The organism is Streptomyces sp. NPDC046303 (genome assembly GCF_055588085.1).
Map to the genome: position 1 here is coordinate 1 of NZ_JBVJFA010000018.1, position 16249 is coordinate 16249.

A 16249-nucleotide genomic window follows, 5' to 3' on the forward strand; every position below is an offset into this window, starting at 1 on the left:
AGCCTTGCCCCCCAGGTCAGCACCGTAGAATGGGCAGCTCGCCCGTCGACCCGGAATGCTTCGGGACGAAGAGGTCGTGGGTTCAAATCCCGCCATCCCAACTTCGTAGTGGCAGGTCAGATCCACCTAGGTGACCACCCGAGTGACTGACTGAGCGACTGCGGCTTAGTGTGAGCCGGGCGGGCCCGGCCGTACCTGACCAGGCCCGGTCAGGTACGGCCGGGCCGGTCAGCGGGAGTCGCCTGAGGCGACCGAGACCTGCAGGCTGCCGTACTGCTCCATATGCTGCCAGCGCAGCCAGGAGCCGGCGACCGCCGTGCAGACGGACTGGATGACCACCAGGTACATCAGCTGGCGGTAGACGAGCTGCTGGAGCGGCAGGCTCCACAGCGGGCCGGCCTTCTCCCCGTCGAGCTGGAAGGAGTACAGGCCCATCAGGACCTGGACGCCGAGGAAGGCCAGCCACAGGCCGACGATCCGCACCGGGTCGAGGAAGATCAGCCCGTAGACGGCGAACACGTCCACGATCGGCGCCAGCAGTGGCAGCAGCACCTGGAACATCAGAACATCAGCAGGTGGAGGTGGCCCCGGCGGCCGAACTTGCCGGCCTGGCCGCGCTGCACGAGGGCCCCGCGGTGCTTCCACATGGCCTGGGAGGTGCCGTAGCACCACCGGTAGCGCTGCTTCCACAGGGCGCCCAGCGAGGCCGGGGCCTCGGTCCAGGCCTTGGCCCGCTCCTCGTAGACCACCCGCCAGCCGTCCCGGCACGGCGCCATCGTGAGGTCGGTGTCCTCGGCAAGGGTGGTGCCGCTCACCCCGCCCACCCGCATCAGAGCCTCGCGCCGGAACGCGCCCACCGCGCCGCGCACGGTCGGCATGCACTCGGCGAGGTCGAAGAGCCGCCTGTCGAGGTTGAAGCCGACCACGTACTCGATGTGCTGCCAACGCCCCAGCAGCCGGATGCGGTTGACTACCTTCGCGTTGCCCGGAACCGCGCCGACCCGGGGATCGGCGAAGGGCTGCACGATCAGCCGGACCACGTCCGGCTCGAAGACGGTGTCCCCGTCGACCATCACGAGCAGGTCGAACGAGGCGGCGGCGTTACGGGTGTTGGTCGGCGTATGTCCCGGTGACCGTCGCCGTCCGCCCCGAGGTGCTCTTGTCCACGGGCAGCAAGGATTCCAGCGGGGCGGCCGTGCGCTCGGCGGCCGACAGCGGGGCCGCCGCGTCCCGGTGGCTGTCGACGCGGTCCTCGAAGCGGCCGAGCTGCCAGGTCCCCATGAAGATGCAGAAGGGGACGGACTCTGGGTCGGCAGGATGTGCACCGCATCAGTGGTCGTTGCGCTCTTGCAGAGTAAGTTGGCGGCGGCTGTATGCCGCCGCGCAAGCGCTCGCCAGCGGTTGCAGAGCCTTGTGCTGGGAGCATCGCGCGCCATTCCATATTCCGTTGTGACGCTGGTTTGACGCACGGGTCCCGTCGCTAGAGTGGTGCGGCCCTCTGACCTGCTGTTTTGTCCTGCAGGTGCGTCACTACTTCTTTCCGATGACCCACCACATGGAGTGCGTCGCGATCCTGGAGCCGACCGAAAAGGGCCGCTGATCTGCGGCTTTGGTGAGTGTGCGTTACGTGTGTGATGGGTCGGCGTGCGTGCTCGGCGACCGCCGAGGGGAGCTCTCAGCTCTGTGGTCGTAGGCACCTTGAGGTGGGTTTCGGCGCTCGAGAAAGCGCCTGAGATCCTCGGCTCGTGGAGCGGGGAGGCCGGGCGAGATGGTCGAACGCGGGCGCGTCGGGTGCGGTCCGCATCCGTGTTCGGCTTCGGCAAGGCCGCGCCCGGTGTTTCCTGCCGGGCCCGCTACCTGATCGACCGTCAAGGGCCCAACCGGCGTTTCGCGCTCCACCGACAAGGGTGCCACCTGGCGTCAACGACGAAGCTCACCAGTGGGGCGCCATCGGAGGCGTCGGCGTCATCACCGGTCCTGACGCCGCCACGGGAGCGGACGGCACCGTTCACGGTGCATGGGCCGGCCGTCCTGGCGCACCCTCCCGGGCGGGCCGCCAGCCGCGCAGCCGGACGCTCGGATCGCTGAGCTGCCGGCCTGGACGGACGACCCCGTCGGCGCTGTGTTCCTCTGGTCAGACCATGGGCCCGCTTCTGCAGCCACTTGGCGGGGGTCCACCCGTCGATCGCCGGATGGCCGACGGAGCGCCCGAGGTTCCAGGCTGGGGCATGACCCGTCGTACTCCGCGGGCCGGTGCCGCCCCACCGCTGACCATGTGCGGGGCAGACCAGGGAAAGGAATCTTGTGAACACCGCATCCGCCCCCGAGGCGACGGGTGCCGAGTCCCTGCGCGTCCGCGAGACGCTCAAGGCGCTGTACGGGTACGTCCGTCCGCACCGGTGGACCGTCGTACTCGGTCTGCTGCTGGCGCTGGTGGGCGCCGCCGGCGGGCTGCTGCAGCCGCTGGCCACGAAGGTGCTGGTCGACCGGCTCTCGTCCGGCGGCACGCTCGCCGCCATCCTGCTGGCCCTGACCGTGCTGGTGCTGCTGAGCACGGTGGCCGAGGCGTTCGGCGCCTATGTGCTGGAGCGGACTGCGGAGTCGGTGGTTCTGGCCGCGCGCCGCAGCCTGATCGGCCGGCTGCTGCGGCTGCGGCTCTCGGCGGTGGACCGGATGCAGCCGGGCGATCTGATGTCCCGCGTCACTTCCGACACCACGCTGCTGCGGGCGGTGAGCACCCAGGCGGTGGTCAACGCCGCGACCGGGGCGCTGACGCTGATCGCGGCGGTCGTGGTGATGGCCTTCCTGGACGCCGTCCTGCTCGGCGTCACCCTCGTCGTGGTCACGGTCGTCGGCGCGGGCGCCGCCCTGGTGATGCCGAAGATCGGGCAGGCCGCCGAGCGCTCCCAGGCCGCGGTCGGGGAGATGTCCACCGGCCTGGAGCGGGCATTCGGCGCGTTCCGTACGGTGAAGGCGTCCGGCGCCGAGGAGCGGGAGACCGCCCGCATCGAGGCGTCGGCCCGGCGGGCGTGGCGGCACGGCGTGCGCGGCGCGAAATGGGAAGCCCTGCTCGGAACGGCGGACAACCTCGCCGTCGAGCTGGCGTTCCTCGCGGTGCTCGCGGTGGGCGGGGCACGGGTGGCCGCCGGGGACATCCCCGTCTCCACGCTGATCGCCTTCCTGCTGTACCTCTTCTACCTGATGGAGCCGGTGTACAAGCTGGTCGAGGCCGCCTCCGCGTACCAGGAAGGCGCGGCCGCGATCTCCCGGATCAAGGAGGTGGACCGTCTGGCTGCGGAACCGCCGGCCACGTACAAGCCGGTGCGGACCGAGGTGCGTCCGGCGTCGGTCCGCTTCGAGGACGTGTCCTTCCGCTACGGGCCCGGCCTGCCGTCCATCCACCAGCACGTGGACTTCGAGGTGCCGGGCGCCGGGATGACCGCTTTCGTCGGGCCTTCGGGCGCGGGCAAGTCGACGGTCTTCTCGCTCATCGAGCGGTTCTACGAGACGACCGGCGGGCGCATCCTGGTCGACGGCCAGGACGTACGGCAGTGGCCGCTGTCCGAACTGCGGTCCGTCATCGGGTACGTCGAGCAGGACGCACCGGTTCTGGCCGGCACGCTGCGGGAGAACCTCGTCTTCAGCGCGCCCGGCGCGACGGATGACGACATCCGTGCCGTCCTCGCCCGGACCAGGCTCGACACGCTCGTCGAGCGTCTCCCGCACGGACTGGACACGCTGGTCGGGCACCGCGGCTCGAAGCTGTCCGGCGGCGAGCGCCAGCGCGTCGCGATCGCCCGCGCACTGCTGCGCAGGCCCCGGCTGCTGCTCCTGGACGAGGCGACCTCGCAGCTCGACGCGGTCAACGAGCTGGCGCTGCGGGACGTCATCGCCGAGACGGCACGCGAGACCACCGTCCTGGTCGTGGCCCACCGCCTGTCGACGGTGACGGACGCCGACCGCATCGTCGTCATGGACGCCGGCACGGTCCGAGCGATCGGCACCCACGAGGAGCTGGTGCACCGGGACGAGCTGTACGCACGGCTCGCCACGACCCAGCTCCTGACCCCGGCGGGGCGCCCCGCCGGGTGACAGGAGTGGCCCGAGCGCTGCCCCCGCCGCATGGCGGGGGCAGCGCTGCTGGAGCGCACACTGCTCGCTCGTTGCTCATGGCGGAGGTGACCCGCGCCGGCGGCGCCTGGGCCATGAAGGCGCATGAAGGCCCTTGGTGAGCCGGTGGCGTGCACCGCCTTCGCCGACCTCCTCCGGGCAGCCGAGGCGTGACCCGGTCGGCCCAGGTACTCAGCGGACCTTCTCCGGGCTGACCGGGGAGGCGGGGACGGGGGCGGTGAGCAGGCGGGCGAGGGGCGTCGAGCCGAGGCCGTGGAGCAGGACGCTGCCGAGTACGGTGATGGTCATGGCGTACAGGGCGGTGTCCGCGGAGGGACCGTCGGGGAGCGCGTTGAAGGCGAGCAGGCCGAACACGATCGATGTGGTGCCGCGTGGGCCGAGGGCTCCGATCATGAGCCGTTCGCGCCGCGTGAAGTCCGAGCCGAGGAAGGCGAACAGGATCGGACCGACGCGTACGACGGTGAGCGCGGCCAGGCAGAGCAGCACGGTCGGCACGTCGACGCCCTCGCTCAGGGCGAGCACGGTGGCGTTGCCGAAGAAGAACCACATGCACATGGTCATGATCGAGCTGGTGTCCTCGACGAGGCGGAAGTCCGCAGCGTCGGGGGCACGGAATTCGTGTCGCCGGGCCGGGGTCTGCCGGACGTACCGGAAGGCGATGCCGCAGACGAACGCGGCGACGAAGCCGTTGCCGCCGACCGCCACCGTCACGGTGTAGACGAGTAGCGGTGTGACCAGGACGAGGATGCGGCGGGACTGTCCGGTCATCCACTGCCTGCGGTCGGCCGTGGTCATCAGCCATGCGAGCAGGGAGCCGAGGGCCACGCCCACGGCCAGTGCCTTCACGGCGAAGGGCACGGCCGTGCCCAGTGCCTGCGCGGGGGTCTGTGCCTGCGCGGTCGAGCCCGCCAGGATGAGGGCGAAGAGGAAGACGGGCGAGATGATGCCGTCGTTGTAGCCGCTCTCCACGTTGAGGACATCGCGGACGCGCGCCGCGATGCGGGTGTCCCGTACGAGGGTCTCGGCCGGGGCGAAGTCGGTGGGGACGATGATGCACGCGATGATCAGGAGGATCACCACGGGCAGGTCGGGGAGCATCAGCGAGCCGAGCAGGACGACGGCGGCCAGGCTCAGGGGCAACGCCACCAGCAGGGTGCGCACGGCCGCGCCGGGATCATTGCCGAACAGCCGGCCGCCCGGAAGTTCCGTCGCGTCGACGAACAGCAGGACCGCCAGGATGACCTCGGCCACGTGCTGGGCGATCTCGGAGTTGAGGGTGACCGCGAGCTGGCTGTGCGTGAACACCCCGGTGACGACGCCCGCGAGGACCAGCACCACAGGGGCTCTGACGTGCCCGCGCTCAAGCCCTCGGGCGACGAGCGCCCACCCGGCTGCCACTGCGGTGATCACGATCAGGACGAAGGTCATGTGGATTCCGGTTCCGGGGCGACAACACGTACGAAGCAAGAGGAGCCGGGCCCTGCCGCGCGAGAAGCACGCGCGAGGGCCGTCGGAGACGGGGCGGGCGGTGAAGGACCACCCGCCCCGGCCGGTGTCATCGCACGTACTTCGCCGGCTTGGTGGTGGCGTTGAGCAGCGCCTCCAGCGGTCCGCGTCGGAAGAAGCGGGACCAGACCGCGGCGAACACGATCGCCCCGAGGATGAACGTGAGCACCGGGACCCAGGACGTCTGGGTGCTCTCGCCGGCCGATACGCCGAGCATGGACTGGGCGAGGAAGTGGCCGACGTAGGCCGTCAGGGACATGGTGCCCACGGCGATGACGGGTTTCGCGAGGCTGCGCAGGCGCGGCAGGCGGTCCATGAGCACCGTCGCACCGACGATCACGAGGATGGCCACGCCGACGCTGCCGATGATGTCGAACGTGGTGCCGCTGTGCGGTCCGGCGGACAGCAGGTCCGCGGCCGCCCGCTGGGGGGCGTCGAAGGATCCGCTGTCGAAGGACGACGCCTTCTCGAACCCGGCGGACGACTTCCCGTCCTCCGCCATGCTGCGCAGAGCGTCCTTGCCCGCCAGGAGCAGGGACAGGCCGTACGCGCCGGCGGTCAGGGCGGCGCCGAGCGCGGCCAGGCGACGCTGAACGGAGACGGCCGACAGGTCCAGGCGGGCCAGCGCCATACCGGCGACGACGAACGACATCCACGTGATCGTCGGGTAGAAGCCGGTGAGCAGCAGGTCGAGCACGCCGACCTCGCTGATCTTCTTGAGCGGGTCGTAGGCGTTGACGGTCTGCTGGACGGACTCGCTGAGCCGCGAGTTCAGGACGAACGCCAGCTGCGGTGTGACGAGCGCGAGCCCGGCCGCGGTGATCGCCAGGGCTTTGGCGGACAGCCGCAGCAGGGGCAGCGCGAGGAGGAAGTAGACACCGTAGAAGCCGAGGATGATCACTCCCCCGTGCTCGATCGCCAGCACGCTGCCCAGGGCCAGCAGGACCACGGCGCGGATCGCGATCCGGGCCTTCGCCTGGCGGCCCGCCAGGCCGGTCTTCGGCTCACGACGGCCGGCGATCAGCATCAGCGAGAAACCGGCGAGGGTGGCGAACAGGACCGACGAGTGCCCGTCGGACAGATACCGGACCCAGGTGCCGACGCCGTGCGTGGAGGACAGGACGGGGCCGATGTGGACGATGTACATGCCGAACACCGCCAGCGCGCGGGCCAGGTCCACGCCGACCAGGCGTCCCATCGAGGGGCCGCCCGAACGTTTCGCGGAGCCGGGCGAGGCTGCGGGCACGGGAGAGGCGTTCTCCCGCGGAGCTGACGTCGCCTGCGGCGGCTGCATCTGTGTCATACGGAGAATCTCCCGGTGGGCTGGGGAGGCGGACCATCCGGCAGGCTTCGGTGGCACCCCCGCCGACCGGCCGGGACCACCCCGCCGACCGGCGGGCCGGGGCGGACGGGCTCAGAGGTGGCGGTCGATGGCGGGCAGGAGGTCTTGGAAAGTGGCCCCGCAGGCGGGTTCGCCGATGGCGGTCAGCTGCCACGCCCCGCTGATCCGGGAGATCTTGGCCATGATCTGGGCGGTGTGGGAGCCGCCGCCGGGCAGGGTGTACCGGGCGAGTTCGGCCCCCGTCGATTCGTCCACCAGGCGGCAGTAGGCGTTCTCGGCCTCGCCGAAGGTCGCGCCGGTGAAGGAGTTCACGGTGAAGACGATCTGGTCCACTTCCGCCGGCATCCGGGTGAAGTCGACCGTGATGGCCTCGTCGTCCCCCGGCCCGTCGCCGCCGGTGCGGTTGTCGCCGGAGTGCTTCACGGCACCGAAGATGCCGGTCAGGTGCTGGAAGTAGACGACCTCCACGACCCGCCGGCCCGCGTACAGGACCGCTGAAGCGTCGAGGTCGATCGCCGCGGGGCCCATCAGCCTGCCGAGGAGGCCCGTGCGCGTCCTCGCCTGCCAGCCCAGCCCCATCCGTACGTGGCTGAGGGGGGTCGTGTCGGACGTGGTCAGGCTGATCCTTTGGCCCTTGGTGAGGTTGATGGACATGCGGAACTCCCGGGGTGGGTCGAGGCGAAGGATGTGGCCGGGCCCGAACGGCGGCCGGCGGGGAGGGCCCGCCGCCCGCACGGGGAGGGGATGTCCCCGCGAGGACAGGCGGGCGGCTGGACGGGTGTCCTGCGGGTCAGAGGCTGACGCCGAAGTCCTGGGCGATACCGGCGAGCCCGGAGGCATGGCCTTGGCCGACGGCCCGGAACTTCCACTCCGCACCGTTGCGGTAGAGCTCGCCGAAGACCATCGCGGTCTCGGTGGCGGCGTCCTCGCTGAGGTCGTAGCGGGCGATCTCGACCCCGTCGGCCTGGTTCACGACCCGGATGTAGGCGTGGCGCACCTGGCCGAAGCTGTGGGCGCGGGCCGCGGCATCGTGGATGGAGACCGGGAAGACGATCTTCGCCACGTCGGCGGGTACGGTGGCGAGCTTCACCTTGATGACCTCGTCGTCGCCGTCGCCTTCCCCGGTGAGGGCCCTTGGACAGCGAAACACTCATGACGTTCTCTCCTGACGTGGGTGCACTCGAAGAAGGACCGCATGGTCCCGTCCGGACCGGATGCGATGAGGCGTGGCAGCGGTCCAGGGGGTGTCCGTCGGACAGGGCCGACGCTCACGGCGTCCCGGCTTGCATGTCCCCCAACCTCGTCGATGCTTGGGACTGGCGGTATCCGACGGGTGACCGGTCGCCCCCCGCCATGCGGCGGGAGGATCATCCGCCGCTCGGCGGCGGTCACAGACCGGGACCGCCGCCGCTCCGCCACCCCCGCCACCTGGCGGGGTACGTGTGGCCGGTTGCCGGGTGGTGGGTCCTCCGGATCCTCACGAATGTCGTAGACGTGACTGCATCAACGACTCCGCCGACCTCCGCCGTGAAGCCTCACCCGACCGTGGTGACACCGCGGTGCCGTCGCGCGGCGGCCACAGCGAGCGTCTGGTACCTGCGTGTCATGGCGCTGCTCAATGTGCTGGCGGTGGTGTCCGTTCCCCTGCGCGACGGGGTCCGGGAACACAACGAGGGCGAGCACTTCACCCCGTACCTGCTCACCGCCGGCCTGGTGTCCGCGATCCTCGCCCTGGGCCTGGCCGTGGCCATGGGCAGGCGCAAGCGCGCGGCCTGGATCTTCAACACGGTCCTCGCCGCACTGACCCTGTCGGTCATGATCCTCTGGCTGCTCCTGCCCGGCGAGGAACCCGGCTTCCGTCAGCACTGGGTCAACTGGGCCTCCGCCGCGCTCACCGCCCTCTTCCTGCTGGCCCTGCTCGTGGGGCGTACGGAGTTCACGTCGAAGGGCGACCGCTCCAACCCGCGGACCGCGCTCGCCACCCTGGCCGGCGGCATGGTCCTCGGCAGCGCGCTGGGGGTGGCGCTGGTGCAGGCGACCGGCACCGGTGCGGGAGCGGGCCTGTCCGATCGCCTCGGCTACGTCCTGTCCCGCTTCGTCACCCTGGACCCGTCCGAGAGGGCCGCCCGCCTCATCCAGGTGCCCGGCTGGGTCGACGGGACGCTCAACGTGACGGCGGCGCTGGTCTTCCTGAGCGTGCTGTACGTGGCGTTCCGCAGCCCCCGTGGCCGGGTGGTGCTGACCGAGGACGACGAGGCCCGGCTGCGCACCCTCCTCGACCGGCACGGCGAGCGGGACTCCCTGGGCTACTTCGCCCTGCGCCGCGACAAGGCGGCCGTCTTCTCCCCGAGCGGCAAGGCGGCCGTGACCTACCGCGTGGTCAACGGTGTCTCCCTGGCCTCCGGCGACCCCGTCGGAGACCCCGAGGCGTGGCCGGGCGCCATCGACGCCTGGCTCGCCGAGGCACGGGCGCACGCCTGGGTCCCGGCCGTGATGGGGGCGTCCGAGGAAGCGGGAGTGATCTACGGACGACACGGTCTGAGCGCCCTCGAACTGGGCGACGAAGCCGTCGTGGAGGTCGCGGACTTCACCCTGGAAGGACGCGCGATGCGCGGGGTCCGGCAGGCGCACAACCGAGTGCGGCGCGCCGGCTACAGCGTTCGGGTACGCCGCCACGAGGACATACCCGAGCCGGAGATGGCCCGTCTGGTGGCCGACGCCGACCGCTGGCGCGACGGGGCGACCGAACGCGGCTTCTCGATGGCGCTCGGCAGGCTCGGTTCGCCCGACGACGGACGCTGCGTGATGGTCGAGTGCCACGACGCCCACGGCGAACTGCGCGCGCTGCTCAGCTTCGTTCCCTGGGGGAGCAAGGGGCTCTCGCTCGACCTGATGCGCCGGGACCGCGACAGCGACAACGGCCTGGTGGAGTTCATGGTGATCGAACTGCTGCGGCAGGCGGACGACGTGGGACTGGCCCGGGTCTCGCTGAACTTCGCGATGTTCCGGTCGGTGTTCGCGCGCGGAGACCGCCTGGGCGCCGGACCCGTCCTGCGGCTGTGGCGCACCACCCTGGGGTTCTTCTCCCGCTGGTGGCAGATCGAATCGCTGTACCGGGCGAACGCCAAGTACCGACCGGTCTGGGAACCCCGCTTCGTCCTCTTCCAGAAGAGCTGCGAACTGCCGCGGATCGCCCTGGCCGCCGGCCGCGCGGAGGGCTTCGTCGCGACGCCGGGCCTGCCCGCCCTCTTCCGACGGCGATCGCGGTCCGCCTGACGTGCGGCGCCTCGCTCCCATGGGTCTCACCGGTAACAAGGTTCTGGCGCTTGCCGTTGTGGCGGCGTGGCGCCGTTCCTCGTCACGATCGTGCTCTGGCCGAGGCTCGCCCGGCGCGGATGGCGCACCGTCCTGGCCCGCAGCGGGCTGCTGCTCACGCCACACCGCGCCCGCCGGCCTGCCGACCGGCCGGAGCGCACCCCCCGAACGGCTGGAGCCGACCCCCCAGGTGTCCACAGTCGGTGGGCGATCACGTCACCGCGTACTCTGCCCGGCGTACGGTCGACGTCAGGCGAACCCGTACGAGCACGCGGGCCCCCGGATACACGGGTCGCCGAGCAGCGGGACAGCGCAGACGAGAGTGTGAGGCGGGACGCCGGTGATCCGGGTAGTGGTGGTGGACGACGAGGCCCTGGTGCGGTCCGGTTTCCAGATGATCCTGAACGCGTCCGACGGCATCGAGGTCGTGGCGACCGCCGAAGGCGGGCGGGCGGCCGACGTGATCCGGCGCGAGCGGCCGGACGTCGTGCTCCTCGACATCCGCATGCCGGACGTGGACGGCCTGACCGTCCTGCGGCAGGTCCAGGAACTGCCCGAGCCACCGCACGTGGCCATGCTGACCACCTTCGACACCGACGAGTACATCCTCACCGCGCTGCGCTCGGGAGCCTCCGGCTTCCTGCTCAAGGACACCGAGCCCGAACAGCTCGCCCAGCTGGTCCGCACCCTGGCCGCGGGCGGCGTCGTCATGTCGCCGAAGGCATCACGCGCGCTGCTCCGCAGCCACCCGGGGGCCGGAGCACCCCAGGACGCGGACGTCTCGCGCGTCGGCCTGCTCAGCGACCGGGAACGCGACGTCCTCGTCCTGATCGCCGAAGGACTCTCCAACACCGACATCGGCACCCGCATCCACCTGAGCCAGGGCACCGTCAAGGACCACGTCAGCTCGATCCTGACCAAACTGCGGGTCACCAGCCGTGTCCAGGCCGCACTCCTCGCCGAGCGCGCCGGACTGCTCACTCACAACGACGACACGGCACGGGACAACGGACGATGAGCACGGGCCGGGCAGTGTGGCGGCGGCTGCCGCCCTGGGCCGTCGACACGGGGCTCGTGGTGCTGGCCGCGCTCGACGCCTGGATCAACCTCCTGGGCGAGGGCACCCCTGTGATGTGGGCCTGCGCTGCCGCAGGCTCCGCCAGCCTGCTCCTGCGCAGGCGCTTCCCGCTGGCCGTCTTCCTGCTGACCCTGCCCATGACCCTGTTCATGGACGTGGCGGTCGCGCCGATCGCCGCCCTGTACACACTCGCCGCGTCCACCCGCAACCGCCCGCTGCTCGCCGGCTGCGCCCTGCTGAACGCCACCGCGGCCACCCTCGTCTGGCCGCTGTCCGACGCGTTCGACGGCGACCGGACCTGGACACTCGTCCAGTTCGTCTACACGCTGGCCACGGCCTTCGCCCCCGTACTGTTCGGCCAGCTCGTGCAGGCCGGGCACGACGTGGCCCGCCGGCTCGAAGAGGTCAAGGAGGCCCGGGAGCACGAACGCGCCCTGTACGCCCAGACCGTTCTCGCCCGCGAACGTGCCCAGCTGGCCCGGGAGATGCACGACGTCGTCTCCCACCAGGTCAGTCTGATCGCCGTCCAGGCCGGAGCCCTGCAGATGGCCGCGAAGGACCCCGAGGCCCGCGAGGCCGCCCGCACCATCCGCACCCTGAGCGCGAACACCCTCGACGAACTCCGCCACATGGTCACCCTCCTCCGCGCCTCCGGCGGCAAGACAACCGAACTCACCCCCCAGCCCACCCTCGCCGACCTCCAGCAGCTCATCGCCAACAGCGGCATCAAGACCACCCTGACCGGAGAGCTTCCTCCCGGCATCAGCACCACTGCCCAGCGCACCATCTACCGCACGGTCCAGGAAGCCCTCACCAACGTGCGCAAACACGCCCCCGGAGCCCGCGCCGACGTCCACCTGTGGCACGACGCACACCACTTCGGCGTCACCGTCACCAACACCGCCCCCACCCGCCCGACCGTCGCCCTCCCCAGCGCCCGCCACGGCCTCATCGGCCTGAAAGAACGCGCCGAACTCCTCGACGGCACCCTCACCGCCGAACCCACCCCCGAAGGCGGCTACACCATCGAACTACGAGCCCCCGCCCGGTCCGACTGAACATCGGCCGGCGCGAGTTCGAGGACGGATCACCTTGAGGCTTGATACCTCCCGCGGGCCACGCTGAGTATCTCCCCGGTCTGAGCGGAGCGGAGGGGGCCCGGGCACGCGTGGCCGCCCCAGGCTCGGCCGCCCATGCTGTGGATGCCGAACCCCCGGCCCAGCGGTGTGGACGCGGGCTCGAGGGGCCACCCGTGGTGTGCCATGCCCCAGGCGTAGATCCGGGCGACGGAGTCCACCTGCCGTGCGGTGAGCGGCCGACTCGCGAACCCCGAGGTCTCCACCGAGAGCCACGACGGGTTGCCGGCACCCTGCGCCCAGGCCCGGTCGTGGGCGGCGACGTACTGTTCGATCTCACCGGACTGCGAGACCCAGAAGTGCGAGGAGGACTTCACCGCCGGGTCGCTGAAGTGGTCGTGGAGCGAGTTCTCGCCCTGCTGTACGTGCAGGACCAGACCCCGCATCTCGCTGATCCCGCCCGGAGTGAAGTTCACCGCCAGCGGCTTGCGGGTGGCGTCCGGCATCCACGCCTGCCCGGGTTCGAACGGTGCCGCCGGGGGTGGCACTGCCGCGGCCTCGTCCTGCGCCTCCGTTCGGTCGCCGGGCCCGGAGTCCCCGCGGAAGCCGACGACGCCGAGCGCAGTGGCGACGAGTCCGCTGCTGGTGCAGACCATTGCGGTGCGGCGTGACACCCCTCGCGGCTTCGGCCTCGGTTTGCGGTGGGTCACGCGCGCGGCGCCCTGGCTGTCGCGCGTCGGGAGCGGAGCATCGGTGGGTCCTTTGCTGGACTGACGTTCTCCAGCGGAATGCTTCCCGACCATTAATGTCGGAATGGGACCGGAGGATGACCGTTTCGTGACAGCCGGCCGGTCGCCGCGGCGGGCGTTCTGTGTGTCGCGGGGGGTCAGGCCAACGTGACGGGGAGGGTGGACAGGCCTCGGGTCAGGCGGGTTTGGCGCCAGGGGAGGGAGTCCGCGGGGACGGCCAGGCGGGTGTTCGGGAAACGGGTCAGGAGGGTGTGGAGGGCGGTTTCCGCTTCGGCTCGGGCGAGGGGGGCGCCCGGGCAGCGGTGGATGCCGTGGCCGAAGGACAGGTGGGCGGTGGCGTCGCGGTCGAGGTCCAGGCGGTTCGGGTCGGGGAAGGCCGAGGGGTCGCGGTTCGCGGCTCCGGGGGCGATCAGGACCGGATAGCCGGCCGGGATGTCGATGCCGCCGACGCGCAGGTCCTGCGTGCTGTGGCGGAAGGTGGCCACGCTGATCGGGGAGTCGAAGCGGAGCAGTTCGTCCAGGGCGGCGGGGATCAGGTCCGGGTTGCGGCGCAGGCGGTCGTGGGCCTCCGGGTGGCGGAAGAGGGCCAGGACGGCGTTGCCGATGAAGTGGGTCGTGGTTTCGTGGCCGGCCACCAGGAGGAGGGCGGCCAGGGAGATCGTCTCGTCCCGGTCCAGGCCGCCCGCTGCGCAGTCACGGACGAAGGAGTGGTGGGGGAAGCTGTCGATCATGTCGGTGAGGTAGTCGCCGATGCGGTGCGACGCGGCGTCGATGCGAGCGGTGTCGGTCGCGTCGAAGAGGTCGTGGGACCAGCCGGCGAGGGTGGTGCGGTCGGCTTCCGGCACGCCGAGCAGTTCGCAGACGACGGTGACCGGCAGGGGGATCGCCAGGTCCGCCACCAGGTCGATGTCCGTGCCGGGTCGCCACCCGGCCATCAGGCCGTCCACGACCCGGGTGATGAACGGGCGCAGCTCCCGGACGCGGCCGGTGGTGAACAGCCGGGTCGCCACCCGCCGGTGGCGGGTGTGCGCGGGCGGGTCGCTCGCCAGCATGTTGCGGGCGATGGCCGGGTGCAGGTCGCGGTTCGAGGGCCGGTCGGCGAAGAAGCGGGCCGTGTCCTTGGACAGGCCGGGGTGGGTGAACGCCTCGCGGGCCTCGGCGTGGCCGGTGACCAGGTACGCGTGGTGTCCGCCGGATCCGGTGGGGATGCGCTGGACCGGGCAGCCCGCGCGCAGCCGGTCGTAGGTGGGGTAGGGGTCGGTGAAGAAGCGCGGGTCGCGCAGCGGGTCCTGCCGGGGGGCGGTCACGAGGCCGTTCCCGCGTGCTCGGGCGCCGGGCGCCGCGCGTAGGCGGCCGCGACGAGCAGCAGCCACGCGGTCTCCGCCGGGAGGTCGCCCTTGCGGGAGCGGGTTCCGGCGGCGGGCGGGGCCTCCTCGCCGTCGAGGGGGAGCCCGGTGCGCTTCGCGTGGACGGCCGCGGCGATGACCGCCGCCTCCACCTCGGCGTCGCCCTCGGGGGTGTCGGCCGTGCCCCGGCGGGCGACCTCGGCGGCCGCGGCGTCCCGTACCGACGCTTGACGGTACCGGCGCAGGGCCAGCACGCAGTCGTTGATCTCGATGACCCGGCGGTGGAGGTGGAAGTCGAGGTCGTGGGTGTCGGCCTCGGTGCTGTCCGGGTCGAGTACGACCTCGGGGACGGCCGCGGTGACCTCCCGCCACAGCGGTTCCAGCGCGGCGAACGAGTTCCGTTCCCAGCGGCGGCGGCGCAGTTGGCTCAGCGGCCACAGCAGGGCGGGGAGGGTCAGTCCGATGGTGATGAGGAGGACGGCGACGGCGGGCGCGGTCACGCTGAACGTGCAGCGGAAGGGGGTCAGCGGCGTCGAGCACCGGGCGCCGTCGGGTACGAGCCCGAGGCCGAGGCCGATGGAGACCAGGGCGAAGAGCTTGTACGCGGCGTACACGAGGGCGAAGCCACAGCCGACCGACGTCGTGCGCAGGCCCCAGCGCTGACTGCGGCGGGTGGAGCGCTTGGACTGGGCCCAGGTCTGCAGCAGGAAGTCCTTGGCCGTGTACCCCAGGTAGGAGATGTAGATGAGTACGTAGCAGGCGTACAACGCGGGGTTGCGGCCGGTGAGTTGTTCGGCGGCGAAGAAGACGGTCATCCCGGCGACGGCGATCGCGAGGGCGATGACGCGCAGTCGGATCTGCCGGTGGGCCCGTTCGCGGTCCAGGTTGAGCTGGAAGAGGAAGGCGAGGACGGAGGTGGCCGCCGTCAGGGTGAAGGTGTTGCTGAGCAGCCGGGCGACGTGGGGGACCACCGATTCGACCGCGCGCTCCACGGCGGGGGCGTAGGAGGCGAAGGCGAGGGCGAACGAGGTCAGCAGCGCCGCCATCGCCCAGGTTCCGGTGGGGCGGTGGCCGCCGCGTCCTCTCGCCACCCAGTAGGCGGCGAAGCACAGCAGCACGACGGCCGTGCCCGTGAACAGGATGTTGATCATTTCCGGTGGCGTTTCTTCCTGTGTGGCTTGGCGAACAGCGCGTCCCAGCTCTCGGTGCCGCTGGCGGGCCGGCTCGACGGGCCTTCGCGTCCCCGGTACATGAGTTGTCGGATCACGCTGGCCATCACCTCGGCCTCGCGTTCGTCCTCGCTGGTGTAGCTCGTCCGGCCGGACATGCGCTGGACGAGGGTGGGGTTGAACCCGATCGCGCGCAGGGCGTCCTGGTCCAGTTCCAGGCTGCCGGGGTGGTCGCAGATGATGTGGCTGATCTCGTGGGCGAGGATGTGGTTCTGGTGGAGGGGGGAGGTGGCCTCCTCGTAGAACAACAGGTCGGCGTCCGGGGTTTCCAGGCGGATGCCGCACGGGGCATCCATGGCGCCCAGGGTGCTCAGGGGGCGCAGGATGATGGGGCGCCCGCGGTGTTCGGCGACCGCGTCGCGGAGGTCGCGGGTGCTGAAGCGGTGCGGGAGCCCAAGTGCCTCGATGCGCGCCTCACATGTGGCGCGAAGCTGCTCAAGGTCCATGTCCTCACTCTGTGACGCCGATCGGGGGTGG

At 71.3% G+C, this 16249-nt stretch carries 11 protein-coding genes and 3 pseudogenes; 4 read left to right on the top strand and 10 right to left on the bottom strand.

The window, feature by feature from the left end; genetic code table 11:
- Nucleotides 1–228: 228 nt before the first annotated feature.
- Together ACZ6I1_RS19970 and ACZ6I1_RS19975 are read right to left on the bottom strand one after the other, a co-directional pair.
- Nucleotides 229–1112, bottom strand: a pseudogene (locus ACZ6I1_RS19970) (glycosyltransferase family 2 protein); the annotation flags it as partial.
- Nucleotides 1111–1302, bottom strand: a pseudogene (locus tag ACZ6I1_RS19975) (SURF1 family cytochrome oxidase biogenesis protein); the annotation flags it as partial. The pseudogenes ACZ6I1_RS19970 and ACZ6I1_RS19975, both read right to left, overlap by 2 nt.
- A 1002-nt stretch (nucleotides 1303–2304) precedes the next feature.
- On the opposite strand from ACZ6I1_RS19975, the gene ACZ6I1_RS19980 reads away from it, so the two are divergent.
- On the top strand, nucleotides 2305–4092 hold the full coding sequence (locus tag ACZ6I1_RS19980) for an ABC transporter ATP-binding protein (protein ID WP_469288912.1): 1788 nt from the start codon (nucleotides 2305–2307) through the stop codon (nucleotides 4090–4092).
- Between the two features lie 210 nt (nucleotides 4093–4302).
- Here ACZ6I1_RS19980 and ACZ6I1_RS19985 read toward each other — a convergent pair whose 3' ends face one another.
- The 4 genes and pseudogenes from ACZ6I1_RS19985 to ACZ6I1_RS20000 form a co-directional block, all read right to left on the bottom strand.
- Nucleotides 4303–5559 carry a cation:proton antiporter gene (locus ACZ6I1_RS19985; RefSeq protein ID WP_469288915.1) on the bottom strand — a complete coding sequence of 419 codons (1257 nt, stop codon included), beginning with the start codon at nucleotides 5557–5559 and terminating at the stop codon, nucleotides 4303–4305.
- A gap of 127 nt (nucleotides 5560–5686) precedes the next feature.
- A complete protein-coding gene (locus ACZ6I1_RS19990; protein ID WP_469288916.1) occupies nucleotides 5687–6940 on the bottom strand; it encodes a DUF418 domain-containing protein in 1254 nt (417 codons plus the stop codon).
- Nucleotides 6941–7051: 111 nt separating this feature from the next.
- Nucleotides 7052–7633: a TerD family protein gene (locus ACZ6I1_RS19995; protein WP_469288918.1), complete on the bottom strand. Its 582-nt coding sequence runs from the start codon at nucleotides 7631–7633 to the stop codon at nucleotides 7052–7054.
- Nucleotides 7634–7769: 136 nt separating this feature from the next.
- Nucleotides 7770–8108, bottom strand: a pseudogene (locus ACZ6I1_RS20000) (TerD family protein); the annotation flags it as partial.
- 476 nt (nucleotides 8109–8584) lie between these two features.
- Between ACZ6I1_RS20000 and ACZ6I1_RS20005 the strand changes: the two are divergent.
- The 3 genes from ACZ6I1_RS20005 to ACZ6I1_RS20015 all read left to right on the top strand — a co-directional run bounded on the left by ACZ6I1_RS20005 (nucleotide 8585) and on the right by ACZ6I1_RS20015 (nucleotide 12430).
- Nucleotides 8585–10255 carry a phosphatidylglycerol lysyltransferase domain-containing protein gene (locus tag ACZ6I1_RS20005; protein WP_469288919.1) on the top strand — a complete coding sequence of 557 codons (1671 nt, stop codon included), beginning with the start codon at nucleotides 8585–8587 and terminating at the stop codon, nucleotides 10253–10255.
- A gap of 379 nt (nucleotides 10256–10634) precedes the next feature.
- On the top strand, nucleotides 10635–11312 hold the full coding sequence (locus ACZ6I1_RS20010; protein ID WP_469288921.1) for a response regulator: 678 nt from the start codon (nucleotides 10635–10637) through the stop codon (nucleotides 11310–11312).
- Nucleotides 11309–12430, top strand: a complete 1122-nt coding sequence (locus tag ACZ6I1_RS20015; RefSeq protein ID WP_469288923.1) for a sensor histidine kinase — start codon at nucleotides 11309–11311, stop codon at nucleotides 12428–12430. Before ACZ6I1_RS20010 ends, ACZ6I1_RS20015 begins: the two co-directional genes overlap by 4 nt.
- Nucleotides 12431–12459: 29 nt before the next feature.
- Here ACZ6I1_RS20015 and ACZ6I1_RS20020 read toward each other — a convergent pair whose 3' ends face one another.
- The 4 genes from ACZ6I1_RS20020 to ACZ6I1_RS20035 all read right to left on the bottom strand — a co-directional run bounded on the left by ACZ6I1_RS20020 (nucleotide 12460) and on the right by ACZ6I1_RS20035 (nucleotide 16218).
- Nucleotides 12460–13104: a peptidoglycan recognition protein family protein gene (locus ACZ6I1_RS20020; RefSeq protein ID WP_469288925.1), complete on the bottom strand. Its 645-nt coding sequence runs from the start codon at nucleotides 13102–13104 to the stop codon at nucleotides 12460–12462.
- Between the two features lie 230 nt (nucleotides 13105–13334).
- Entirely contained in the window at nucleotides 13335–14504 is a 1170-nt protein-coding gene (locus ACZ6I1_RS20025; protein ID WP_469288927.1) for a cytochrome P450 family protein, read from the bottom strand.
- Nucleotides 14501–15694 (bottom strand): MAB_1171c family putative transporter, encoded by a 1194-nt coding sequence (locus tag ACZ6I1_RS20030; protein WP_469288929.1) that lies wholly within the window; start codon nucleotides 15692–15694, stop codon nucleotides 14501–14503. The genes ACZ6I1_RS20025 and ACZ6I1_RS20030 overlap by 4 nt, the downstream gene beginning before the upstream one ends.
- Nucleotides 15691–16218, bottom strand: a complete 528-nt coding sequence (locus ACZ6I1_RS20035; protein WP_469288931.1) for a regulator component — start codon at nucleotides 16216–16218, stop codon at nucleotides 15691–15693. The genes ACZ6I1_RS20030 and ACZ6I1_RS20035 overlap by 4 nt, the downstream gene beginning before the upstream one ends.
- Nucleotides 16219–16249: the final 31 nt, after the last annotated feature.

Coding starts and splice junctions, on each gene's coding strand:
- ACZ6I1_RS19985 (WP_469288915.1), bottom strand. CDS start 5,559: ATGACCTTCGTCCTGATCGTGATCACCGCAGTGGCAGCCGGGTGGGCG.
- ACZ6I1_RS19990 (WP_469288916.1), bottom strand. CDS start 6,940: ATGACACAGATGCAGCCGCCGCAGGCGACGTCAGCTCCGCGGGAGAAC.
- ACZ6I1_RS19995 (WP_469288918.1), bottom strand. CDS start 7,633: ATGTCCATCAACCTCACCAAGGGCCAAAGGATCAGCCTGACCACGTCC.
- ACZ6I1_RS20005 (WP_469288919.1), top strand. CDS start 8,585: ATGGCGCTGCTCAATGTGCTGGCGGTGGTGTCCGTTCCCCTGCGCGAC.
- ACZ6I1_RS20015 (WP_469288923.1), top strand. CDS start 11,309: ATGAGCACGGGCCGGGCAGTGTGGCGGCGGCTGCCGCCCTGGGCCGTC.
- ACZ6I1_RS20020 (WP_469288925.1), bottom strand. CDS start 13,104: ATGGTCTGCACCAGCAGCGGACTCGTCGCCACTGCGCTCGGCGTCGTC.
- ACZ6I1_RS20030 (WP_469288929.1), bottom strand. CDS start 15,694: ATGATCAACATCCTGTTCACGGGCACGGCCGTCGTGCTGCTGTGCTTC.
- ACZ6I1_RS20035 (WP_469288931.1), bottom strand. CDS start 16,218: ATGGACCTTGAGCAGCTTCGCGCCACATGTGAGGCGCGCATCGAGGCA.